At 63.2% G+C, this 22,176-nt stretch carries 19 protein-coding genes; 9 read left to right on the top strand and 10 right to left on the bottom strand.

Features of this window, described 5'->3' with window-relative positions:
- The first annotated feature begins 34 nt into the window (after nucleotides 1-34).
- Both RR51_RS19120 and RR51_RS19115 read left to right on the top strand, forming a co-directional pair.
- Nucleotides 35-376 carry a zinc ribbon domain-containing protein YjdM gene (locus RR51_RS19120; RefSeq protein ID WP_009686103.1) on the top strand — a complete coding sequence of 114 codons (342 nt, stop codon included), beginning with the start codon at nucleotides 35-37 and terminating at the stop codon, nucleotides 374-376.
- Nucleotides 377-460: 84 nt separating this feature from the next.
- Nucleotides 461-706 carry a PA4570 family protein gene (locus tag RR51_RS19115; protein ID WP_003256316.1) on the top strand — a complete coding sequence of 82 codons (246 nt, stop codon included), beginning with the start codon at nucleotides 461-463 and terminating at the stop codon, nucleotides 704-706.
- Nucleotides 707-833: 127 nt separating this feature from the next.
- Here the strand turns inward: RR51_RS19115 and RR51_RS19110 are convergent, their stop codons facing one another.
- The 5 genes from RR51_RS19110 to RR51_RS19090 form a co-directional block, all read right to left on the bottom strand.
- Nucleotides 834-1,451, bottom strand: coding sequence for an FKBP-type peptidyl-prolyl cis-trans isomerase (locus tag RR51_RS19110; RefSeq protein ID WP_003256315.1), 618 nt, complete (start codon nucleotides 1,449-1,451; stop codon nucleotides 834-836).
- Between the two features lie 85 nt (nucleotides 1,452-1,536).
- Nucleotides 1,537-1,842 carry a DUF6482 family protein gene (locus RR51_RS19105; protein WP_013970818.1) on the bottom strand — a complete coding sequence of 102 codons (306 nt, stop codon included), beginning with the start codon at nucleotides 1,840-1,842 and terminating at the stop codon, nucleotides 1,537-1,539.
- A gap of 158 nt (nucleotides 1,843-2,000) precedes the next feature.
- A complete protein-coding gene (locus RR51_RS19100; protein WP_003247486.1) occupies nucleotides 2,001-2,489 on the bottom strand; it encodes a TIGR00645 family protein in 489 nt (162 codons plus the stop codon).
- A gap of 152 nt (nucleotides 2,490-2,641) precedes the next feature.
- On the bottom strand, nucleotides 2,642-2,980 hold the full coding sequence (locus RR51_RS19095) for a PA4575 family protein (protein ID WP_003247487.1): 339 nt from the start codon (nucleotides 2,978-2,980) through the stop codon (nucleotides 2,642-2,644).
- 161 nt (nucleotides 2,981-3,141) lie between these two features.
- Entirely contained in the window at nucleotides 3,142-5,580 is a 2,439-nt protein-coding gene (locus tag RR51_RS19090) for a Lon protease family protein (protein WP_013970817.1), read from the bottom strand.
- A gap of 253 nt (nucleotides 5,581-5,833) precedes the next feature.
- Between RR51_RS19090 and RR51_RS19085 the strand changes: the two genes are divergently transcribed.
- The 4 genes from RR51_RS19085 (at nucleotide 5,834) to RR51_RS19070 (ending at nucleotide 9,387) form a co-directional block, all read left to right on the top strand.
- Entirely contained in the window at nucleotides 5,834-6,322 is a 489-nt protein-coding gene (locus RR51_RS19085) for a DUF3015 domain-containing protein (protein ID WP_003256313.1), read from the top strand.
- Between the two features lie 74 nt (nucleotides 6,323-6,396).
- Nucleotides 6,397-8,250, top strand: coding sequence for an Lnb N-terminal periplasmic domain-containing protein (locus RR51_RS19080; RefSeq protein WP_038408669.1), 1,854 nt, complete (start codon nucleotides 6,397-6,399; stop codon nucleotides 8,248-8,250).
- Nucleotides 8,251-8,465: 215 nt separating this feature from the next.
- On the top strand, nucleotides 8,466-8,822 hold the full coding sequence (locus tag RR51_RS19075; RefSeq protein WP_013970815.1) for a hypothetical protein: 357 nt from the start codon (nucleotides 8,466-8,468) through the stop codon (nucleotides 8,820-8,822).
- A gap of 67 nt (nucleotides 8,823-8,889) precedes the next feature.
- Entirely contained in the window at nucleotides 8,890-9,387 is a 498-nt protein-coding gene (locus tag RR51_RS19070) for a GreA/GreB family elongation factor (RefSeq protein ID WP_039614391.1), read from the top strand.
- A 131-nt stretch (nucleotides 9,388-9,518) separates the two neighbouring features.
- Here the strand turns inward: RR51_RS19070 and gdhA are convergent, their stop codons facing one another.
- The 3 genes from gdhA to RR51_RS19055 all read right to left on the bottom strand — a co-directional run bounded on the left by gdhA (nucleotide 9,519) and on the right by RR51_RS19055 (nucleotide 13,537).
- On the bottom strand, nucleotides 9,519-10,859 hold the full coding sequence (gene gdhA / locus RR51_RS19065) for an NADP-specific glutamate dehydrogenase (RefSeq protein ID WP_015268894.1): 1,341 nt from the start codon (nucleotides 10,857-10,859) through the stop codon (nucleotides 9,519-9,521).
- Between the two features lie 315 nt (nucleotides 10,860-11,174).
- Nucleotides 11,175-12,842: an energy-dependent translational throttle protein EttA gene (ettA, locus tag RR51_RS19060; RefSeq protein ID WP_015268893.1), complete on the bottom strand. Its 1,668-nt coding sequence runs from the start codon at nucleotides 12,840-12,842 to the stop codon at nucleotides 11,175-11,177.
- 293 nt (nucleotides 12,843-13,135) lie between these two features.
- The gene (locus RR51_RS19055) at nucleotides 13,136-13,537 is read right to left on the bottom strand and encodes a hypothetical protein (RefSeq protein ID WP_024086234.1); all 402 of its coding nucleotides are present in this window, start codon (nucleotides 13,535-13,537) and stop codon (nucleotides 13,136-13,138) included.
- 248 nt (nucleotides 13,538-13,785) lie between these two features.
- On the opposite strand from RR51_RS19055, the gene RR51_RS19050 reads away from it, so the two are divergent.
- From RR51_RS19050 to RR51_RS19040, 3 genes are all read left to right on the top strand, one after another.
- Complete coding sequence (locus tag RR51_RS19050; protein ID WP_039614390.1) at nucleotides 13,786-17,616, top strand: sensor domain-containing protein; 3,831 nt, start codon at nucleotides 13,786-13,788, stop codon at nucleotides 17,614-17,616.
- 341 nt (nucleotides 17,617-17,957) lie between these two features.
- The gene (gene glyA, locus RR51_RS19045) at nucleotides 17,958-19,211 is read left to right on the top strand and encodes a serine hydroxymethyltransferase (RefSeq protein ID WP_003256308.1); all 1,254 of its coding nucleotides are present in this window, start codon (nucleotides 17,958-17,960) and stop codon (nucleotides 19,209-19,211) included.
- A 193-nt stretch (nucleotides 19,212-19,404) separates the two neighbouring features.
- Nucleotides 19,405-20,358, top strand: a complete 954-nt coding sequence (locus RR51_RS19040; RefSeq protein WP_039614389.1) for an arsenic resistance protein — start codon at nucleotides 19,405-19,407, stop codon at nucleotides 20,356-20,358.
- A 23-nt stretch (nucleotides 20,359-20,381) separates the two neighbouring features.
- Here the strand turns inward: RR51_RS19040 and RR51_RS19035 are convergent, their stop codons facing one another.
- Both RR51_RS19035 and RR51_RS19030 read right to left on the bottom strand, forming a co-directional pair.
- Complete coding sequence (locus RR51_RS19035) at nucleotides 20,382-20,705, bottom strand: RidA family protein (RefSeq protein WP_052261084.1); 324 nt, start codon at nucleotides 20,703-20,705, stop codon at nucleotides 20,382-20,384.
- A gap of 44 nt (nucleotides 20,706-20,749) precedes the next feature.
- Nucleotides 20,750-22,168, bottom strand: a complete 1,419-nt coding sequence (locus RR51_RS19030) for an aldehyde dehydrogenase family protein (RefSeq protein ID WP_039614387.1) — start codon at nucleotides 22,166-22,168, stop codon at nucleotides 20,750-20,752.
- Nucleotides 22,169-22,176 lie beyond the last annotated feature (8 nt).

Below are 22,176 nucleotides of genomic sequence, written 5' to 3'. Positions count from 1 at the left end.
TTTAACCGCCCGTCTGTTTGTTTGAGGAACCGAAGTGAGCACTCTGCCACCCTGCCCGAAATGCAACTCCGAATACACCTATGAGGATGGCACTCAGCTGATCTGCCCTGAATGCGCCCACGAGTGGTCGGCCAGCGGCGACGCCGAAGCGGCCAGCGACGAGGTGGTGAAGAAGGACTCGGTCGGCAACATCCTGCAGGATGGCGACACCGTCACCGTGATCAAGGACCTCAAGGTCAAGGGCTCGTCCCTGGTGGTCAAGGTCGGCACCAAGGTCAAGAACATCCGCCTGTGCGACGGCGACCACGACATCGACTGCAAGATCGACGGCATCGGCGCCATGAAGCTGAAGTCCGAGTTCGTACGCAAGGTCTGATTTTCCAAAAAACCGCCAATTGGCGCTTGCTATTCAGATAATAAGAATTATTCTCATTGGGACTGCTATCCAAGGAGAATAGCCATGACTTATCTGATCGACGCCTGGCTGGACCGCCCTCACCCCTACCTGCGCATTCTTCATCGGGAAACCGGCGAAGTGTGCGCGGTGCTTGAAGAAGAAGCGCTCGACGAGCTGCGCGACCAGGGCGACCTGGACATGAGCGGGCTGAACTCGAGTGAACCGGGGGTGCTCAAGGAGCTGGTGCGGAATCTGTTTCTGTTCTGCTATGCGCGGGCGTTGCGCCCCGGGGGGACAGACTGGAATTGAGGCCAGCAGGACCGGCCTCTTCGCGGGTGAACCCGCTCCCACAGGGACTCCACAGCATTTGAATCCTGCGCTGTACCTGTGGGAGCGGGCTTGCCCGCGAATGGGCCGCAAAGCGGCCCCGAGGGCATTACAGAACGTCGAGCAGCTCGACGTCGAACACCAGCACGCTGTGCGGCGGGATGCTGCCAACGCCTTGGGCGCCGTAGGCCAGCTCGCTCGGCACGTACAGGCGCCATTTGCTGCCAGCGTTCATCAGCTGCAGGGCTTCGGTCCAGCCAGCGATCACACCACCTACCGGGAATTCAGCCGGCTGACCACGGTCGTAGGAGCTGTCGAACACAGTGCCGTCGATCAGGGTGCCGTGGTAGTGGGTGCGCACATTGTCTTCGCGGGTCGGCTTGGCGCCTTCACCTGCGGTCAGTACTTCGAACTGCAGGCCCGAAGCCAGGGTGGTGATGCCGTCACGCTTGGCGTTCTCGACCAGGAATGCCTTGCCAGCGGCAGCAGCGGCTTCAGCCTTGGCAGCTGCTTCGGCTTGCATCACTTCGCGGATGACCTTGAAGCTGGCCGACAGGTCGGCTTCGCTGACGCGGCTGTCGGCGCCGTTGAAGGCATCGGTCAGGCCAGCCAGGATGGCTTCCAGGCTGACGCCCGGTGGCGGGTTGTCGCGCAGCTGGCCGCCCAGCTGACGGCCGATGCCGTAGCTGACGCGCGTTTCGTCGGTGGACAGGTTGAGTTCGGACATTGTCGTGCTCCACTGCAGGGCGCAGTGAAGCCGCGCCCTTGATGAAAAGGGCGAGCAGCCTAGCACACTGGGGCGCTGCGAGCAGCTACCAGGCCGAGCGCTGGGAAATCGGCACCTTCAAGTCTTCTTCCGGGTGCGTGCCCATGCCGCACATTTCGTCCTGCACCGACCAGTGCACCAGGTTCATCGAGACCATGGGGATGGTTTGCAGCAACTTGCGTGCATCCTCCACCGAATGCACGCGCAAGCGTTCACCACGTGTGTCGGAGAGAGGATGGGGGTGGCCTTTGATCCGCGCTTCGAGAAGGTAGTCACCGCCTTCGATGGCGATCAGGTTCAGTTCGTCGACATGGCCAGCCCTGGCCTCGGTGTTGAGCTGATGCAGGTTCATGAGAGCACCTCGCGATGGGAACCACGCATGAGAGCTCATTTTTTGTACAGAAAGGGCGAATGCACAAGGCATGACTGACGCCGCTCGTCAGTTGGACCGTGTCGGCCTCTTCGCGGGCTTGCCCGCTCCCACAGGGATTGCGAAGAGGCCTGAAAGGTTCAGTGCTTGGTCAGCTTGTCCAGATAACCCATGCAGAATGCCGAGACCACGAAGGTCATGTGGATGATCACGTACCACATCAGGTAATCGGTGGAGATGTTCTGAGCGTCCATGAACACCCGCAGCAGGTGGATGGACGAAATGGCCACGATCGATGCGGCAACCTTCATCTTCAGCGACGAAGAGTCCATCTTGCCCAACCAGTTGAGCTTTTCCTTGCTCTCGTCGATGTCCAGTTGCGAGACGAAGTTCTCGTAGCCGGAGATCATCACCATCACCAGCAGGCCGCCCACCAGCGACATGTCGATCAGCGACAGGATCACTAGGATCAGGTCGGCTTCGCTGAGGGCGAAGACGTTGGGCAGGACGTGGACCACTTCCTGGAAGAATTTCAGCGCCAGGGCCAGCAGGCCAAGTGACAGGCCGAAGTAGATGGGGGCGAGCAGCCAGCGCGAGGCATACATCGCATTTTCGAGGATACGTTCCATGGAGTGTCGGGACTCATCAGGTGACTAAAAAAGCGACGGCGAGTATAGCCAGCCACCTGTTACAGCAAAAGCCCGGGGCTGCCATGCAGCCCATTCGCTTGTAGGAGCAGCCTTGTGCTGCGAATGGGCCGCAAAGCGGCCCCCTGCATCAATCAGGTCTCAGGATGAAACTGGTAATCCCCCAGATTCCGACACCGCTCACCATTGATCCGCCGCAACTGCGCCTGCAAATGCAAACACCAGATCTGCGGATCCTCGGCCACCTGATACCCATGCAAGGTCAGGCTGTCGACAATGGCATTGAGTACCGATTCGGCCACCAGCGGCCCATGGAACGGCCCTTGGGCCTTGATCGCGGACGGTTGTTCACCGGCCATGCCGGCGGCGAACAGCAGCGTCCACATGCCGTTATCCCCGGCCAGCGGACGGATGCTGCATTCGATGCGGGTCACCAGGCCCAGGCACTGGCGTGTGAGGCTGAGATTGCGCATGGCCGCGCCCCCTCCAAAAAGCCTTGTTCAGCCTGAACCTCAGGCTGTTTCCATCCTGAACGCTGTTACCGTCCTTAAGTTCCAGCATAGAAGAACGGTACAGAAAGATGGAAAACCGGCGCTGAACGGTAGCACATCGCCGCTAGCGCCGGTTTCTTGACTCAGGCCGGCTTGGCCTGGGCAATTACTTCTTCCAGGCGTTCTTTCTCCGCCTTCTCGATTTCTTCCTCGCTGATCATCTCGGCAATCTCACGCAGGCGCTCCACCACCCGCGCGTTGACGCTGCCTTCGGTGAACTGGCCCTTGTCATCCAGCACACCGGCCTCCTCGCCCACCAGCAGGCTCAACGCCTCGTCGGCCTGGCTGACCGCGTACACGTGGAACATGCCGTTCTCCACTGCCTGCAGCACACGCTCGTCGAGCATCAGCGTGGCAACGTTGGCACGCGGGATGATCACCCCCTGCTCGCCGGTCAGGCCACGCGCCTCGCACAGGCGGAAGAAGCCTTCGATCTTCTCGTTGACCCCACCCACCGCCTGCACTTCACCAAACTGGTTGATCGAGCCGGTAATAGCGAAGCACTGCTTGAGCGGCGTGCGCGACAAGGCCGAGATCAGCGTGCAGGCTTCGCCCAGCGAGGCGCTGTCACCGTCCACATAGCCGTAGGACTGTTCCAGGGCGATGCTCGCCGAGATCGCCAGCGGGAACTCCTGGGCATAGCGGCTGCCCAGGTAGCCGGTGAGGATCATCACACCCTTGGAGTGGATCGGCTGCCCGAGGTTTACCTCACGCTCGATGTCGACGATACCGCTGCCGCCCGGGTACACGGTGGCGGAGATACGCGCCGGCATACCGAACGCCGAATCACCCACTTCCAGCACGGTCAGGCCGTTGCACTTGCCGATGGCCGCGCCTTCGGTGTCGATCAGGATGATGCCGGCGAGCATGTCGTCCAGAACCCGCTGCGAAACACGCCCGGTGCGGGTGGCCTTGGCCTTGAGCGCACGCTCGATGTGCCCGGCGTCGGTCATTTCGTCACTGGCCAGCTGGCGGATGAAATCAGCTTCGCTGACCAGCTGGAACAGGTCGCCGATACGTGCCGACAGGCGCGACTGGTTTTCTGCCAGGCGGGCGCTGTAGGTGGCCAGGCGCGCCACCGCGTCACTGGTCAGTGGCGCCATGCCCTCTTCGTTGGTGCGGGTGCGCAACAGCTGGGCGAACTGCTCCAGGTTCTCATCGACCATGGGCATGTCTTCGTCGAAGTCCACCAGCACCCGGAACATTTCCTGGAAGTCCGGGTCGTGGTCCTGCAGCGCGTAGTAAAGCTGGCGCGAACCGATGATGACCAGCTTGATGTTCAGCGGGATCATCTGCGGCGTCAGGCTGACGGTAGCCACCCGCCCCAGCTCGCCCAGTGGCGACTCCATCTTCAACTTGCGCGACTGCAGCGCACGCTTGAGTGCGTCCCAGACGAACGGCTCGCCCAACATCTTCTCGGCTTCCAGAATCAGGAAGCCGCCGTTGGCGCGGTGTAGCGCGCCTGGGCGCAGCTGACGGTAAGAGGTGTACAGCGCACCCTGGTCGGTGCTGTATTCGATACGGCCAAACAGGTTGTCGTAGGTCGGGTGCGGCTCGAACACCACCGGCGCACCGCCATCGGCGTGGTGGCCGACCACCAGGCTTGGGGCGTACTGCTCTTCCAGCAGCTTGCGCGCGGCCGCGTCGGTCTTGCTGTCATCGACCAGTTGCTCGACCACGGTACGCAGCAGGTTCAGCTGCACCGACTGCAGGTAGGCGCAGACCGCAGCGTTCTCGGCGTACTTCTCCGACAGCGGCGCCAGCAACGGCTGCAGGGCCAGGGTGATGGTTTCCTCGTTGAGCTGGCGCAGCTGGTTGTTCGACTCGCGTTTCCATTGCGGCAGGCTGGCCAGCTCTTCGTTCAGGCGCTCCTCGAGCAGGGCGATATCCTCGTGGAACTGCTCGCGCACCTCTTCCGGCAACTGGGCGAATTCGGCTTCATCCAGCGCCTTGCCGTCGGCCATCGGGGTGAAGGCGACGTTGCTGGCGTCGCGGTACAGGGCCACGTCCTTTTCCAGCGAGGCGCGCTCGATCACATCCAGGGCGCGGTCGTAACGCTGGTTGAAGGCGCGGTCGATGGCGCCTTTCTTCTGCTGGTACGACGGGTGCTCGAATACTGCAGGGAAGGTCGACAACAGGTTGTCGATCAGCCCGTTCATGTCGGCGATGAACGCCCCGGCGGTGCCGGACGGCAATTCCAGTGCGCGGGGTTCACGCGTGTCATCGAAGTGGTTGACGTAGACCCAGTCGGCCGGGGTTTGCTGACGCTTGCCCTCGGCCTTGAGGTAGCGCTTGACGAACGAGAAGCGGCCGGTGCCGGGCTCGCCCATCACGTACACGTTGTAACCAGGGCGCGGCATGGCCACGCCAAACTGCAGGGCCTCGACAGCACGCTCCTGGCCCAGGACTCCGCGAAACGGCTCCAGATCGTCGGTATTGGTAAAGGCAAACTGCTCGGGGGAGAAACGCCGGGTCAGGGCTTCAGGCGCGAGACGCAGGCGCGCAGCGACAGGATCGGGCATTGGGTTTCCTTACTTCGGCGGGGCAGATACGCAGCATTCTGGCGCTGCCCGCGCGCGCCTTGCAAGGCTCCGCGGGACTTTATGTCGCAGCCGGTGCGGGTCATGCAACAGCAAATTTTTCGCAATCAACAACGCAACTCTTAGATCGTGCCTAAACTCCAAGCTGCGCGGGTGGGTGAAAAGCTTTCCCGACCTGGCAACCGAGTTGCCAGAAACCCTGACCCTTGGTTAAGTCAAATAGAGAACAAATGCTATGAAACGGATTCTTCTGGGTACTCTGTTCACCGTGGTCTCGATCAATGCCATGGCCGAAGCGCCAGGCGGCCCGAACTGCGGCTGGGGCAACATGCTGTTCGAAGGCCAGCGCGGCACTCCGGCACACTTCCTGGCTTCCACCACCAACGGCACCTCCGGTAACGCCACCTTCGGCATGACCTCCGGCACCAACGGCTGCTCGACCAAAGCGTCGCTGACCTACGGCGGCAAGTCCTGGTTCGCCATGAACGGCATGATGAATGAGCTTTCCGAAGACATGGCCATGGGCCAGGGCGAAGCACTGACCACCTATGCCGTGGTTCTCGGCGTGGCCCCTGAAGACCGTGGCTACTTCGCATCGGTCACCCATCAGCACTTCAACCAGATCTTCAGCAGCGCCGACGTCACTGCCGAAACCGTCCACAGCAACACCCTGGCTGTTCTGAAGAACGACCCACGCCTGGCCAAATACGCAACCGAGGCCTGAGTGCAGCTCCTCCCGCCCCGGCCCCGGGGCGGGTTTCGCCTTTTTTCGGCATCGTTAAGAAGTAGTTGCCCGACATGCTCAAACGCTTCGTATCCCTGGCGCTGTGTGCCTGCGCCCCTGTTCATGCCGCGCCTGTGCTGGACCAAGGCCGTGTCCAGCAACTGGCCAACACCCCTTACTGGATTGCCCTGGGCCATTACGAAACCGCCAAGCTGGGTGGTTGGCGCAGCTACGTGGATGATGATGCGTTCTTCCTTGCCGAGGACGGCGCGCACCACCCCGACCAAGAGCTGCAAGCCACGGTCGAAGCGCTGTACGCCCCGGCCAGCCTCGGTGACAAACATGCCCAGTGCGTATTCCCGGCGCGCACCCGCTGGCTGCGCGAACAGCTCGACCTGCAAGACTTGCCGCAACCTGACTGCCAGGAGTTCACCACCTGGTACCAGTCGATCGACCCACACAGTGCGGCGCTGATCTTCCCGGCGGCCTACCTGAACAGCCCGTCATCGATGTTCGGCCACACCTTGCTGCGCATCGACCAGTCCAACACCCGCAGCGACGACACCACGCTGCTGAGCTACGCAATCAACTTCGGCGCCTACATCGAAGGCAGCGACAACAGCATCCTGTATGCCTGGAAGGGCCTGATGGGTGGCTACCCGGGCCTGTTCGCGCTGATGCCCTACCAGGAGAAACTGTCCGAATACCGCAGCCTGGAAAACCGCGACCTGTGGGAGTACCAACTGGACCTGACCCCGGAAGAAACCGGGCGCATGGTCGAACATGTGTGGGAGCTGAAGCAGATCCAGTTCGACTACTTCTTCTTCGATGAGAACTGCTCGTACCGCCTGCTGGAGCTGCTGCAAGTGGCCCGGCCGGGCCTTGACCTGACCTCGCAGTTCCCGCTGACCGCCATCCCGACCGACACGGTGAAGGCCGTGAAGCAGTCCGGCATGGTCGCCAGCGAGACGTACCGCCCCTCTCGCGAACGTGAACTGCTGGCCCGGGCCGAGCCGCTCGATCACGACGAAAAGCGCCAGGTGCTGGCTGTAAGTGCCGACACCGGGCAACTGCAGAGCCCCGAATTCAAGGCCCTCCCCCGCCAGCGCCAGGCGCTGGTGCAGGACGCCGCGTACCGCCTGGAGCGTTACCGTGCCAATGGCCAGGAGCGCGACCCTGGGCAGGCGAAACGCAGCTTCGAACTGCTGCGGGCAATCAACAGCAACCCGCCCCCGCCCCTGCAGATCGAACGCCCAGGCCTGCCCGAGGACGGCCATGACTCGCGCACCTGGCAGCTGGGCGTAGGCACCCGCGAAGACCGCGCCTACGCCGAGTACGGCCTGCGCATGGCCTACCACGACCTGAATGACAACGCCTATGGCTTCCCGCTGGGGGCGCAGATCGAGATCCTGCAGCTGAAGCTGCGCCAGTACGAAGGCAATGACTGGCAGGTGCAGCGCCTGGACCTGGCCACCATCCGCTCGCTGACACCGCGCAACGAGCTGCTCAAGCCCTGGTCGTGGCAGGTGGCCGGCGGGCTGGAGCGCGTGCCGGGCAAGCATGATGACGAAGTGCTGGTAAGCCATGTGAACGGCGGGGCCGGCGGCACCTGGCAACTGGCCGACGGGTTGCTGGGCTTTGCCCTGGGCACGCTGCGGGTCGAGCACCACAATGATTTTGCCCAGTTCATCGCCCCGGCGGCGGGCTTCAATGGCGGGCTGCTGTGGCGCAACGGGCTGGGCAACATGACGCTGGAGGCCAAGGGCGATTATTTCACCAATGGCGAAGTACGGCGCAGTGTGAGCCTGAACCAGCAATGGGAGATCAGCCAGAACCTGGGCCTGCGGTTGAGTGCTTCGCGAGAGTTCAGCCACCTGGCCACGGCGCAGAACGAGGTGATGCTGGAGTTGAAGTGGTATCACTACTGAGGCTGCTTTGCGGCCTTTCGCGGGCATGCCCGCTCCCACAGGTACCGCACTGGCCTCGAATCCTGGGGTGATCCTGTGGGAGCGGGCGTGCCCGCGAATGGGCCAGTGAGGTCAGCAGAGCAGTGTGAACCAACCGACTCTTTGACACTGTTTTAACGGCTCCCCGACAAATCGCCACCTAGACTTTCCAGTATCAACCGGAGGGTTTTGTGGTTATGTCGCGGTACTGGTTCGGCGTGTGCATGGCGTTGTTGCTGTCTGGTTGCGAAACCACCCACGAGCAGATGGTCCACCAGGGTTATCCCCCCGCCTATGCCGATGGCTTCCAGGACGGCTGCAGCAGCGGCCGACAGGCGGCAGGGCTGATGGTCGGCGCTTTTCGCAAGGACGTGCCGCGCTACCTGCACGAGCGCCAGTACGAAAGCGGCTGGGACGACGGTTTTCGCCAGTGCCACGCCATGCAGAACAGCGAAGAACAGCGCCAGTACCACGAGCGCTTCTGGGACCAGCGCGAGCGCGACTGGGAGCAGGAAAAGGACCGCGACGCCGCACGCGCCTATCGCCACAACTGAGTCGCAAACGGACATCCCTTGAAACCGGCGGCCTGCGATGATGGTCTCCTGCAAAAGGAGGCCCCGCATGAGCCGAGCATTCGTCAACGAAGACCAGGCCGCCGCCCAGGCTGATCAGCCGGTCGAGCGACGGGTCAGCGAACAACCCAACTACGTGACCGCCAGTGGCCTGCGCCAGCTGCAGGAGCGCGTGACCGAGCTGAATGCCCTGCGCAGCGAACTGCAGGCACAAGGTGAACGTGGCGACAAGCAGCGGCTGGCGGATACCGAACGGGACCTGCGCTACTTCAGCGCGCGAGTGCAAAGCGCCCAGGTTGTGCCGGCGGCGACGTCGCGCAGCAGGGTGCAGATTGGCAGCCGGGTGCGGTTTGTCGATGCGCAGGACCAGGAACATGTGGTGCGGCTGGTGGGCGAGGATGAGGCGGATGCCGGGCGGGGGTTGATAAACTGGGGTTCGCCGTTGGGGCGGGCTTTGCTCGGGGCAGGGCCAGGGGATGAGGTGGTCTGGCGGCGGCCGGTGGGGGAGCAGGTGATCGAAGTTATCGAAATTGATGGTGGGCCCTAGGGGCCGCTACGCGCCCCATCGCCGGCAAGCGCGGCTCCCACAGAAAGCGCGCAGCGCTCAAGCCTTGTACAGTACCTGTGGGAGCCGCGCTTGCCGGCGATGGGCTGCAAAGCAGCCCCCAGGGCCTCGAATCAGACCACGCCCTGCGCCAGCATCGCATCAGCCACTTTCACGAAGCCCGCGATGTTCGCACCTTTGACGTAGTTGATGCTGCCATCCGCCTCTTCGCCGTAATGCACGCAAGCATGGTGAATCGACTGCATGATGTTGTGCAGCTTGCTGTCCACCTCACCGGCAGTCCACAGCAGGCGCATGGCGTTCTGCGACATCTCCAGGCCCGACACGGCCACGCCGCCGGCGTTGGAAGCCTTGCCCGGGGCGTACAAGATGCCGGCCTCCAGGAAGATATCCACAGCCTCCAGGGTAGTCGGCATGTTGGCGCCTTCGGCCACGCAGATGCAGCCATTGCGCAGCAAGGTGCGGGCGTCTTCGGCGTCCAGTTCGTTCTGCGTGGCACACGGCAGGGCGATGTCGCACGGCAGGCTCCACGGGGTCTGGCCCTTGCGGAACTCCAGGCCGAACTGCGCGGCCAGTTCGCTGATGCGGCCACGCTTGACGTTCTTCAGCTCCATCACCGCATCCCACTGGGCATCGGTCAGGCCAGCTTCGGCGTACAGGGTGCCTTCGGAGTCGGACAGCGAAATCACCTTGCCGCCCAGGTCCATGACCTTGCGCGCGGCATACTGGGCCACATTACCCGAACCGGAAATCGCCACGCGGCAGCCATCGATACGCTTGTCCTGGCGCTTGAGCATTTCCTCGGCGAAGTACACGCAGCCGTAGCCGGTGGCTTCCGGGCGGATCAGGCTGCCGCCGTAGGTCATGCCCTTGCCGGTCAGCACCGAAGTGAACTGGTTGGCCAGGCGCTTGTACTGGCCGAACATGAAGCCGATTTCGCGGGCACCCACGCCGATATCACCGGCCGGGACGTCCAGGTCAGCGCCGATGTGGCGGTACAGCTCGCTCATGAACGCCTGGCAGAAGCGCATGACTTCGGCGTCGCTCTTGCCTTTGGGGTCGAAGTCCGAGCCGCCTTTGCCGCCGCCCATGGGCAGCGAGGTGAGAGAGTTCTTGAACACCTGCTCGAAGGCCAGGAACTTCAGCACGCCCAGGTTGACCGACGGGTGGAAGCGCAGGCCGCCCTTGTACGGGCCGATGGCGCTGCTCATCTGGATGCGGTAGCCGCGGTTGACCTGCACCTTGCCCTGGTCATCGACCCAGGATACGCGGAACAGTACGGCGCGCTCGGGCTCGACCATGCGCTCCAGAATGCCGGCCTGCAGGTAATGCGGGTTGGCCTCGAGGAATGGCCACAGGCTGCGCAGCACTTCTTCCACAGCCTGGTGGAATTCAGGTTGGGCCGGATCGCGTTGCTTCAGGCGCGCTAGGAAATTGTCGACAGATTCGATCATGGTAGACATCTCACCAAGAGGATGGACTTATTGGTTTTTTTTCAGGAATGTACCAAGAAGCAATCGCACCGGAATAGGGCGAAATGTCGTTTTTTTGAAATTATTTGGTGCGTTTTCTATAAGTGTATACAAATTCGCTATCAGCGTTGGCCTCTTCGTGGGTAAACCCGCTCCCACAGAGGAGCTGCGCAAGCCCGAGAGCTATGGGCATCCCTGTTGGAGCGGGTTTACCCGCGAAGAAGCCAGCACCACTTTCCAGCCAGGCACAAAAATGGGGCCACAAAGGGCCCCATTCTTGTGCATCAGAACACCGGCTTACTGGGCCAGCTTCTTGTGCCGTACACGGTGCGGCTGGGCAGCAGCATCGCCCAGGCGCTTCTTGCGGTCGGCTTCGTACTCGGTGTAGTTACCCTCGAAGAACACCACGTTCGAGTCGTCTTCGTACGCCAGGATGTGGGTAGCCACACGGTCCAGGAACCAACGGTCGTGGGAGATCACGATCGCCGCGCCCGGGAAGTCCAGCAGGGCTTCTTCCAGCGAACGCAGGGTTTCGACGTCGAGGTCGTTGGACGGTTCGTCGAGCAGCAGGACGTTACCGCCCTCCTTCAAGGTCAGGGCCAGGTGCAGGCGGCCACGCTCACCACCGGACAGGTCCTTGACGAACTTCTGCTGGTCGCCACCCTTGAAGTTGAAGCGGCCCACATAGGTACGCGACGGGATCTCGTAGTTGCCGATGCGGATCATGTCAGAGCCGTCGGAAACCTGCTGGAACACGGTCTTGCCGCCGTCCAGGTCTTCGCGGCTCTGGTCGACGCAGGCCAGCTGCACGGTTTCACCGATCTCGATGCTGCCCGAGTCCGGCTGTTCCTTGCCCATCAGCATGCGGAACAGGGTCGACTTACCGGCACCGTTACCACCGATCACACCGACGATGGCGCCTTTAGGCATGGAGAACGACAGGTTGTCGATCAGCACGCGGTCGCCGTAGCCCTTGGTGACGTTCTTGAACTCGATGACCTTGTCGCCCAGGCGCGGACCGGCCGGGATGTAGATCTCGTTGGTTTCGCTGCGCTTCTGGAATTCCTGCGACTGCATTTCTTCAAAGCGCTGCAGACGTGCCTTAGACTTGGACTGGCGGGCCTTGGCGCCTTTGCGCACCCACTCCAGTTCCTCTTTCATGGCCTTTTCGTGGGCGCTCTGCTGCTTGGATTCCTGCGCCAGACGCTCGGACTTGGCTTCCAGCCAGCCCGAGTAGTTGCCTTCGTACGGGATACCGGCGCCGCGGTCCAGTTCCAGGATCCAGCCAGCGACGTTGTCGAGGAAGTAACGGTCGTGGGTAATGGCTACCACGGTGCCCGGGAAGTCGTGCAGGAAGCGCTCCAGCCAGGCCACCGAGTCGGCGTCCAGGTGGTTGGTCGGTTCGTCGAGCAGCAGCATGTCGGGGGCCGACAGCAGCAGGCGGCACAGGGCCACGCGGCGCTTCTCACCACCGGACAGGTGCTCGATGCGTGCATCCCAGGCCGGCAGACGCAGGGCGTCGGCGGCAACGTCCAGCTGGCGCTCCAGGTTGTGGCCGTCAGCGGCCTGCAGGATGGCTTCCAGCTTGGCCTGCTCGGCGGCCAGCTTGTCGAAGTCGGCATCCGGTTCGGCGTAGGCAGCATAGACCTCGTCCAGGCGTGCCTGGGCGTCCTTGATCACGCTGACCGCTTCCTCGACCACTTCGCGCACCGACTTGTTCGGGTCCAGTTGCGGTTCCTGTGGCAGGTAGCCAACATTGATGTCGGGCATCGGACGGGCTTCGCCGTCGAATTCCTTGTCGACGCCCGCCATGATCCGCAGCAGGGTCGATTTACCCGCGCCGTTCAGGCCGAGCACGCCGATCTTGGCGCCCGGGAAGAACGACAGGGAAATGTTCTTGAGAATTTCCCGCTTCGGCGGCACGACCTTGCTCAGCCGATGCATGGTGTAGACGTATTGAGCCAAAACCAAGCCCTCTAATCAGATAGGTAAAGACATCGACGATCGCCCCGGCGCGCTGGCCAGGGGATGTATTTACGGGGTGTCATTGAACAAAGTCGCCCATTCTACGCCAACGCGCGGCGTTGCATAGGAGGGGCGGATGGTGGGGGGGGGTAGGACCGGGGAGAATCTATTGCCTGTGCTGGCCTCTTCGCGGCTAAAGCCGCTCCCACAGGTACTGCACAGTTCTCGAAGGCAGTGATAATCCCTGTGGGAGCGGCTTTAGCCGCGAAAGGGCCGGTACAGCTGCAGATGACTCAGACGTGACGCTGCTTGGCCTTGCCCCGCGGCAAGCGGCAACGGTCGCCCTGCTCGGCCAGGCGCGCGGCCCAGGCGGACTTCACGCTGAAGCCACCGCTACGAGCCGGCTGCTGCTCGGCAGCTTTGGCCGGTTTGGCGGCCGCAGGCACGCTGACAACCTTGGCCGCCGGCTTGACCTCGGCCACGGTAACAGCCGGCTCAACTGCCGCCTTGGCGGTCTTGCGCAGTTCGGCCAGCGATGGGCTCTTGCTCTTGGCGACAGCTGCCGCCTCGGGTTTGCTCAGCGAACGCTGGCAAGACTTGCAGGATACGTCCTCGGTCACGGCAGTGCTGACAAGGGTCTGACTGCTGCGCCCGCAGGCGGAATCGAGGCCATTGGAGGAAAAGTGAGTAACCAAAACCGAACATCTCCGATGCGTTGTCATTTGAAGCGGGCGCTATTCTCGCACAGGTTGCAGGGGCTTGCCGAACCACCGGGCAGGCACCACCGGTCACATCGGCTGGCACTTTGCCATAATCCTAGGCATGCTAGCCCGTTTCGGGTGTCCGGCCTTATAGTGCGCCACCGCGGTCTGGCAACCAGACACCGGCACACACCGTGCATGATCCATCCCTGCCATCGCCAGCCCAATCGCAGGATCAACGCTTGACCAATCTTACTCATCCGTCGACATTGCGTTCCGCGCCACAGGCGCCCGTGGCCTCGCTGCGCGGGTCGATCAAGGGTGCGCTGGCGCTGCTGGCCCTGATCCTGCTGGGCCTGCTGCTGTGGCAGCTGTTCGCCCAGTTCAACCATACCCAGGCCGACCTGCGCAAACAGAGCCTGGACGCCACCGCCGAACTGGCCGACCACCTGAGCCTGAACATGGCCCTCAAGGCGCAACAGGCCGTGAATGTGGTGCAGCCCTACGTCAAGGCGCCGACGCCCTCGGCCCTGCCCAGCCTGCTGGGCACCCTTCGCGAGCGCCTGCCGGCCCTGCAGAGCATGGCCTGGCTGGACGCTACCGGGCAGGTGCAGGCCGACAGCCTGGCCGGCAGCCCCGACCGCCATTTGCTTGACGAGCTGCTGAGGCTGAACCAGGGCAGCCCGTACTTCTTCACCAATTCGGGCGACAACCGCACCGTCTACCTATTGCTACGCCAGGCCACCGAACAAGACCGCGGCTACTGGCTGCTGCGCCTGTCGCCGGACTACTACCGCACCCTCACCCTCCACCTGGATGGTGCGGGCCACCCGCTGTGGCTGTTGGAAAACAGCCGCAACGGCGAGGTACTGCAAAGCCATGCGCCGGCCGTTACCAGCAACGAACCGCTGCAAAGCGTGATGCTGGCTTTCATCGACAACAGTACCTGGCAGTTGCGCGGCCTGTTCGACGCCAAGCTGGCCCAACAGAAGCTGCTGCCGGCGCTGCTCGGCAAATGCCTGCTGGTGCTGTTCTGCGCCCTGCTGCCGATGCTGGCCCTGGTCAACATGCGCCGCCGCCAACGGGCGCTGCAGGACGACCGCCGGCGCTATCAGGAAATCTTCGAAGGCACCGGCGTGGCCTTGTGTGTGCTCGACCTGTCCAGCCTGCCCGGCCAACTCGACCGTTACCACCTGCGCAACCGTGCCGCGCTCAAACACAGCCTGGCCCTGGACCCCAACCTGCGCCGCTCGCTGCTGCTGGAGCTGAAGATCACCGAGATCAACCAGGTGGCCCGCCAACTGTTGAACATCGACAGCCACGAAGGTGCCTGGCAGCGCCTGATCGATGGCACTGGCGATGGCCGCGACAGCATCGGCATGCAACTGATCGACGCGCTGATCGAGCAGCGCCCGCTGCTGGAGCTGGAGGTGCGCCTGCCGGCGCCGCTGGGTGGCGAGCTGCACCTGTGGCTGATGGCCCGCCTGCCGCAGCAGCGCCGCGACTACCAGGCGGTCATCCTCAGCATCAGCGACATCACCAGCCGCAAGCAGGTGGAGCTGTCGCTGCTGGAGCGCGAGAGCTTCTGGTCGGACGTGGTGCGCACCGTGCCCGACCAGTTGTATGTGCAGGACGTGCTCAGCCAGCGCATGATCTTCAGCAACCGCCACCTCGGCCAGACCCTGGGCTACGACCGTACCGAGCTGGCGCATATGGGCGAGCGCTTCTGGGAGCTGCTGCTGCACCCCGAGGATGCCACGCACTACCAGGCGCTGCGCCAGCAACAGCGCGACAGCGGCCATGACCAGCCGCTGCACTGCCAGTTGCGTTTCCGCCACCGCGATGGCGGCTGGCGCTGCTACGACATCCGCGAACAAGTGCTGACCCGTGACGCCGACGGCCTGGTGACACGCATCATCGGTGTGGGTAAGGACGTGACGGTGCAGATCGAGGCCAGCCAGTCGCTGCGCGACAGCGAGCAGCGCTACCGCATGCTCGCCGAAAGCATCAGCGACGTGATCTTCTCCACCGACAACCTGCTCCAGCTCAACTACGTAAGCCCCTCGGTGCAAAGCGTGCTGGGCTACCAGGCCGACTGGATCTTCGCCAACGGCTGGCAGTCGATCATCGCCAACCCGTCCCAGCTCACCGGCATCTACAGCCTGATGGAGCGCGTCAGCAAGGCCATGGGCGACGCGGCCCAGCTGGCCCAGCTACGCAACCAACTGCCCACCCAGCTGTTCCTTTTCGACTGCCTGCGCGCCGATGGCCGCAAGATCCCCATCGAACTGCGCCTGGTGCTGGTGTGGGACGATGAAGAGCGCTTCGAAGGCGTGCTCGGTGTTGGCCGCGACATCAGCCAGCAACGCCGTGCCGAGAAAGACCTGCGCATGGCCGCGACGGTATTCGAGCACTCCACTTCGGCCATCCTCATCACCGACCCGGCGGGCTATATCGTCCAGGCCAACGAAGCGTTCAGCCGCGTCAGTGGCTACGCCGTCAGCGAGGTGCTCGACCAGTTGCCGGGCATGCTTACCGTCGACGAGCAGCAGGAAGGCCACCTGCGCTACGTGGTGAAGCAGCTTTACCAGCGCGGCAGCTGGGAGGGCGAAATGTGGCTCAAGCGCCGCGACGGCGACCACTACCCGGCCTGGGTCGGCATTACCGCAGTGCTGGACGACGAAGGCGACCTTGCCAGCTACGTGTGTTTCTTCACCGACATCAGCGAGCGCAAGGCCAGCGAACAGCGCATCCACCGCCTGGCCTACTACGACGCCCTCACCCACCTGCCCAACCGCACGTTGTTCCAGGACCGTCTGTACAACGCCCTGCAGCAGGCCGAGCGGCAAAAGGCCTGGGTGGTGCTGATGTTCCTCGACCTGGACCGCTTCAAACCGATCAACGACTCCCTCGGCCACGCTGCCGGCGACCGCATGCTCAAGGACATGGCCCAGCGCCTGCTGGCCTGTGTGGACAACGACGACACCGTGGCGCGCATGGGCGGCGACGAGTTCACCCTGCTGCTGCAACCGCGCGCTACCCGCGAGATGGCACTCAACCGCGCCATCCACGTGGCCGAGAACATCCTCGGCAGCCTGGTGCGGCCGTTCGTGCTGGAAAACCGCGAGTTCTTCGTTACCGCCAGTATCGGCATCGCCCTCAGCCCGCAGGACGGCAGCGAGCTGAGCCAGCTGATGAAAAACGCCGACACCGCCATGTACCACGCCAAGGAGCGCGGCAAGAACAACTTCCAGTTCTACCAGGCGGAGATGAACGCCAGCGCCCTGGAACGCCTGGAGCTGGAGAGCGACCTGCGCCATGCCATGGAGCAGAACGAGTTCATCCTCTACTACCAGCCGCAGTTCAGTGGCGACGGCAAGCGCCTGACCGGCGCCGAAGCCCTGCTGCGCTGGCGCCACCCGACCCGCGGCCTGGTCCCGCCGGGCGACTTCATCCCGGTGATCGAAGAACTGGGCCTGGTGGTGGACGTGGGCGACTGGGTGCTGCGCGAGGCCAGCCGCCAGCTCAAGGCCTGGCACAAGGCCAAGGTGCGCGTGCCCAAGGTGTCGGTGAACATCTCGGCGCGGCAGTTCTCCGACGGCCAGCTGGGCACGCGCATCGCCACCATTCTGGAAGAAACCGGCCTGCCACCGGCGTGCCTGGAGCTGGAGCTGACCGAAAGCATCCTGATGCGCGAAGTGAACGAAGCCATGCAGATTCTCGCCAGCCTGAAAAACCTCGGCCTGAGCATCGCGGTGGACGACTTCGGCACCGGTTATTCGTCGCTGAACTACCTCAAGCAGTTCCCGATCGACGTGTTGAAGATCGACCGCACCTTCGTCGACGGCCTGCCCGAAGGCGAACAGGATGCGCAGATTGCCCGGGCGATCATCGCCATGGCCCACAGCCTCAACCTGGCGGTGATCGCCGAAGGGGTGGAGACCCACGAGCAGCTGGAGTTCCTGCGCGAGCATGGTTGCGACGAGGTGCAGGGCTACCTGTTCGGACGGCCGATGCCGGCGCATCAGTTCGAGGCGCAGTTCGCCAACGAGAAGCTCTTCATGTTCCATTGACCCCGACGCCTCCTGGCGTGCGCGTACTCTGTAGGAGCGGCCTTGTGTCGCGAAAGGACCGCAACGCGGTCCCGACAATTTCGGCGGCAACGCTGCAATCGCGGGGCCGCTGCGCGCCCCTTTCGCGACACAAGGCCGCTCCTACAGGGACCGCGCCCGGCCTGAGAAGCGCACCTGTAAAAACGGACCTGCGAGTCAACTCCAGTTCCCACCCAGCCCAGAAACGGCGCGGGATGCAACGTGAAGCCCATTGGTCCGCGACTTGATGCCACTTCATATGCCAGCCGCGGATCAATCGGTTAGAATGCCCCCCCAATTCACCCCGATCCTTGAGGACCGCCATGTTCAGCCGTGATTTGACCATTGCCAAGTACGACGCCGAGCTCTTCGAAGCCATGCAGCAAGAAGCTCTGCGCCAGGAAGAGCATATCGAGCTGATCGCTTCGGAAAACTACACCAGCCCGGCAGTCATGGAGGCCCAGGGCTCGGTCCTGACCAACAAGTACGCCGAAGGCTACCCAGGCAAGCGCTACTACGGTGGTTGCGAGTACGTCGACGTCGTCGAGCAGCTGGCCATCGACCGTGCCAAGGAACTGTTCGGCGCCGACTACGCCAACGTCCAGCCGCACGCCGGCTCCCAGGCCAACGCCGCCGTCTACCTGGCCCTGCTGTCGGCCGGTGACACCATCCTGGGCATGAGCCTGGCCCACGGTGGCCACCTGACCCACGGTGCTTCGGTAAGCTCCTCGGGCAAGCTGTACAACGCCATCCAGTACGGCATCGACAGCAACGGCCTGATCGACTACGACGAAGTCGAGCGCCTGGCCGTCGAGCACAAGCCGAAGATGATCGTTGCCGGCTTCTCGGCCTACTCGCAGGTTCTGGACTTCGCCCGCTTCCGCGCCATCGCCGACAAGGTCGGTGCCTACCTGTTCGTCGACATGGCCCACGTTGCCGGCCTGGTTGCCGCTGGCGTGTACCCGAACCCAGTTCCGTTCGCCGACGTGGTCACCACCACCACCCACAAGACCCTGCGCGGCCCGCGCGGCGGCCTGATCCTCGCTCGCAAGAACGAAGAGATCGAGAAGAAGCTGAACTCCGCCGTCTTCCCTGGCGCCCAGGGTGGCCCGCTGGAGCACGTCATCGCTGCCAAGGCCATCTGCTTCAAGGAAGCCCTGCAGCCTGAGTTCAAGGCTTACCAGCAGCAGGTCGTGAAGAACGCCCAGGCCATGGCCAGCGTGTTCATCGAGCGTGGTTTCGACGTGGTTTCCGGTGGCACCCAGAACCACCTGTTCCTGCTGTCGCTGATCAAGCAGGAAATCTCCGGCAAGGACGCTGACGCCGCCCTGGGCAAAGCCTTCATCACCGTCAACAAGAACTCGGTACCGAACGATCCACGTTCCCCGTTCGTCACCTCGGGCCTGCGTTTCGGCACCCCAGCCGTTACCACCCGTGGTTTCAAGGAAGCCGAGTGCCGCGAGCTGGCTGGCTGGATCTGCGACATCCTGGCTGACCTGAACAACGAAGCGGTGATCGACGCCGTGCGTGAGAAGGTCAAGGCCATCTGCAAGAAGCTGCCGGTTTACGGCAACTGATTGGCGATTGCCTGACAGGAAAAAGCCCGGCCTAGTGCCGGGCTTTTTCGTTTTCAGGTGGCGAATCCTGTGGGAGCGGGCGTGCCCGCGAAGAAGACGACTCGGTGGATGGCACCGGCTGCGCCGGTATTCGCGGGCACGCCCGCTCCCACAGGTTATGATTGCGTTCCTCCCTTCAAGCACGGGCCCTACCTTGACCAGAGAGCAACTTGAAACCCACCAGGTCCCGATCTATTTCGTCGCCGTGCTCGCCGCCGTCACGTTCGGCCTGCTGACAAGCGACACTGCACAGCTCCTGAAGGCGCTGGTCACACCCGCCATCGCCGTGCTGATGTACGCGATGTTCCTGCAGATCCCCTTCCTCGACTTGCGCCAGGGTCTGGGCAACCGCCGCTTCACTTCCGCCCTGCTGCTGGCCAACTTCGTCCTCGTGCCGCTACTGGTATGGGCCATCACCCGCGGGCTGGTCGAGCACCCGGCGATCCTCATCGGCGCGCTGCTGGTGTTGCTGACACCGTGCATCGATTACGTGGTGGTTTTCACCCACATCGGCAAAGGCGACTCCCGCCTGACCCTGGCCGCCACCCCTGTGCTGCTGTTGGTACAACTGGCAATGCTGCCGCTCTACCTGGCCCTGATGCTGGGTGACAACAGCAGCGTCGCCATTTCCATCACCCCGTTCGTGGAAGCCTTCGTGCTACTGATCGTGCTGCCGATGGTCCTCGCTGTACTCACCAGCGCCGGCGCCCGTCGCTCACGCACGGTCTCGACCTGGAACGACGCCTGGGCGTGGATGCCGGTACCGGCCATGGCTCTGGTGCTGGTGGTGGTCATCGCCTCGCAGATTGCCGTGGTACTGCGTGATTTCGACCGTTTGCTGCCGGTGATTCCGGTGTACATCGGCTTCGTGCTGCTGGCGCCAGTGCTCGGGTTCGTTGCGGCGCGCTTGCTGCGCTTGCCGGTGACCGAGACACGCTCGGTAACCTTCAGCGCCGCCACGCGCAACTCTCTGGTAGTGCTGCCGCTGGCGCTGGCGTTGCCGGAAGACATGCGCGGTTTGGCGGCGGCAGCTGTGATTACGCAGACATTGGTGGAACTGCTAGGCGAACTGGTCTACGTAAAGGCGATACCCCGGTTTGTGCGCTGACGCGGGGCGTCAGCCGCTTTGGGTCAGGAGCGCTCAGGGCACACGGCAAACACCTGTACCTCGACCAGGTAACCCTCTCCCAAGTCTGCGCCTACGCAAGCCCGTACTGGTTTCGGACAACCCTGCAACCAGGCGTCGTACACCTCATTGACCAGGTCGAAGTGGCTGTAGTCGGCAATCCATAACTGAACCCGGGTCAAATGTTCCTTGCCGACGTTGGCCTCAGCCATCAGCCCATCGATCGTACTCAACGCCTGGCGCAACTGCCCCTGCACATCCTGCTGCAGGTCGTCCGCGACCACGCCAGCCGTTTCGAACAGGCCCCTGTAGCAGACCGCCAGCGACATCCGTTCGCCTTGTCCATACCGTTCGATCATCAAGATTCCTCCTATTAGCCCATCTGGTTGAGGCAGACGACTTTGGGCTGGGTCATGTCCTCGTAGGCGAACCGCACCCCCTCGCGCCCAAGGCTCCCATATTTGGAGCCACCGAATGGCATGGCATCGAAGCGGTAGTCGGACGAGTCGTTGATCATCACGCCACCCGCCTCGATACGCCGCGCCAGGCTCAATGCCAAGGACAGATCGCGGGTAAACACACCGGCGTGCAAGCTGTACTCCGGGGCGTTGGCCAATGCAATCGCCTGCTCGATATCCTCGAAAGGCGCCAGCATCACCACCGGTGCGAATACCTCTTCACGCCACAGCCGGCTGCCATGGTCAACGCTTTCCAGCACCGTCGGCACATAGGTAGCCCCTTGCCGCTTGTGGCCGCAGAGCAGGCGAGCGCCGCCCTGAAGAGCCTGGCTCACGCGCTCTTCAATCTGCCGTGCCGAGCCTTCGGTGATCATCGGCCCCATGTCGGTTTCGCGCAGGCCAGGATCACCCACCACCATCGTCTGGGTCAAGGCAACGAAGCGCTGGCGGAACGCCTCATAGATCGAAGCGTCCACCAGGATGCGCTGGGTGCCGATGCAGTTCTGCCCGGCTGCCCAGAACGCGCCAGATACACAAGACTCGACAGTGGCCTCGAGGTCGCAGTCCTTCAGTACCAGCACCGGGGCGTTGCCACCCAGGTCCATGGCCAGTTTCTTCAGGCCCGCCCCGCGGGCAATCTGTTCACCCGTGGCGAAACCGCCGGTGAAGGAAATCATCCGCACTTCACGCACGGCCACCAGGGCCTTGCCCAGTTCGGCACCGCCAGTGGCCACGGTGACGACGGCCTCTGGCAGCCCCGCGTCGACCAGGTACTGCACCAGCTTCAAGGCAGAAAGCGGGGCCAGCTCCGAGGGTTTGAGAATGACCGCATTGCCCCCGGCAATCGCTGGCCCCAACTTGTGCGCCACCAGGTTGAGCGGGTCGTTGTACGGCGTGATGGCCAGGATCAGCCCCAGCGGCTCGCGTGTGAACCAGCCCTGACGCGATTCGGAGCCTTCGTAGGCATCGAACGGCACCACCTCGCCGGCATTGCGCCGCGCTTCCTCGGCAGACAGCTTGAGCGTGTTGATGCAGCGTTTCACCTCCTTCTCGGCCTGACGCAGGGTCTTGCCCGCTTCGTCGACAATCAGGCCGGCAAAATCCGCGGCGTCACGTTCGATCAGCCGGGCCGCCTGCTCCAGGATGCTCGCGCGACGGTGCCGAGGCAGCGCAGCACTTTCGTGCACGCCCTGCCGAGCACGCACGAGCAGACCTGGCACGGCATCGGCAGCAAGGTTGGCGACGCTGCCGACCAGGCTACCGTCGAACGGGCTGTACACATCGATCAAGGCGGGTTGCTGGACGGCTACCCGGGACACGGAAGTCAGGCTCATGAAGGTTG

Origin of the sequence: Pseudomonas sp. C5pp (assembly GCF_000814065.1) — a bacterium.
In the GTDB taxonomy this organism is placed as follows: Bacteria; Pseudomonadota; Gammaproteobacteria; order Pseudomonadales; family Pseudomonadaceae; genus Aquipseudomonas; species Aquipseudomonas asiatica.
The sequence above is the reverse complement of the archived record's forward strand: the minus strand, read 5'-3'. Positions and strand labels throughout refer to the sequence as shown.

Excerpts from the sequence above, each read along its gene's own strand:
- RR51_RS19115 (WP_003256316.1), top strand. The coding sequence starts at position 461 with ATGACTTATCTGATCGACGCCTGGCTGGACCGCCCTCACCCCTACCTG.
- RR51_RS19035 (WP_052261084.1), bottom strand. The coding sequence starts at position 20,705 with ATGTCGCTGGCGGTCTGCTACAGGGGCCTGTTCGAAACGGCTGGCGTG.
- RR51_RS19110 (WP_003256315.1), bottom strand. The coding sequence starts at position 1,451 with ATGTCCGAACTCAACCTGTCCACCGACGAAACGCGCGTCAGCTACGGC.
- RR51_RS19075 (WP_013970815.1), top strand. The coding sequence starts at position 8,466 with ATGTCGCGGTACTGGTTCGGCGTGTGCATGGCGTTGTTGCTGTCTGGT.
- RR51_RS19070 (WP_039614391.1), top strand. The coding sequence starts at position 8,890 with ATGAGCCGAGCATTCGTCAACGAAGACCAGGCCGCCGCCCAGGCTGAT.
- gdhA (WP_015268894.1), bottom strand. The coding sequence starts at position 10,859 with ATGATCGAATCTGTCGACAATTTCCTAGCGCGCCTGAAGCAACGCGAT.
- RR51_RS19090 (WP_013970817.1), bottom strand. The coding sequence starts at position 5,580 with ATGCCCGATCCTGTCGCTGCGCGCCTGCGTCTCGCGCCTGAAGCCCTG.
- RR51_RS19100 (WP_003247486.1), bottom strand. The coding sequence starts at position 2,489 with ATGGAACGTATCCTCGAAAATGCGATGTATGCCTCGCGCTGGCTGCTC.
- RR51_RS19030 (WP_039614387.1), bottom strand. The coding sequence starts at position 22,168 with ATGAGCCTGACTTCCGTGTCCCGGGTAGCCGTCCAGCAACCCGCCTTG.
- RR51_RS19085 (WP_003256313.1), top strand. The coding sequence starts at position 5,834 with ATGAAACGGATTCTTCTGGGTACTCTGTTCACCGTGGTCTCGATCAAT.
- RR51_RS19080 (WP_038408669.1), top strand. The coding sequence starts at position 6,397 with ATGCTCAAACGCTTCGTATCCCTGGCGCTGTGTGCCTGCGCCCCTGTT.
- RR51_RS19105 (WP_013970818.1), bottom strand. The coding sequence starts at position 1,842 with ATGAACCTGCATCAGCTCAACACCGAGGCCAGGGCTGGCCATGTCGAC.
- RR51_RS19095 (WP_003247487.1), bottom strand. The coding sequence starts at position 2,980 with ATGCGCAATCTCAGCCTCACACGCCAGTGCCTGGGCCTGGTGACCCGC.
- glyA (WP_003256308.1), top strand. The coding sequence starts at position 17,958 with ATGTTCAGCCGTGATTTGACCATTGCCAAGTACGACGCCGAGCTCTTC.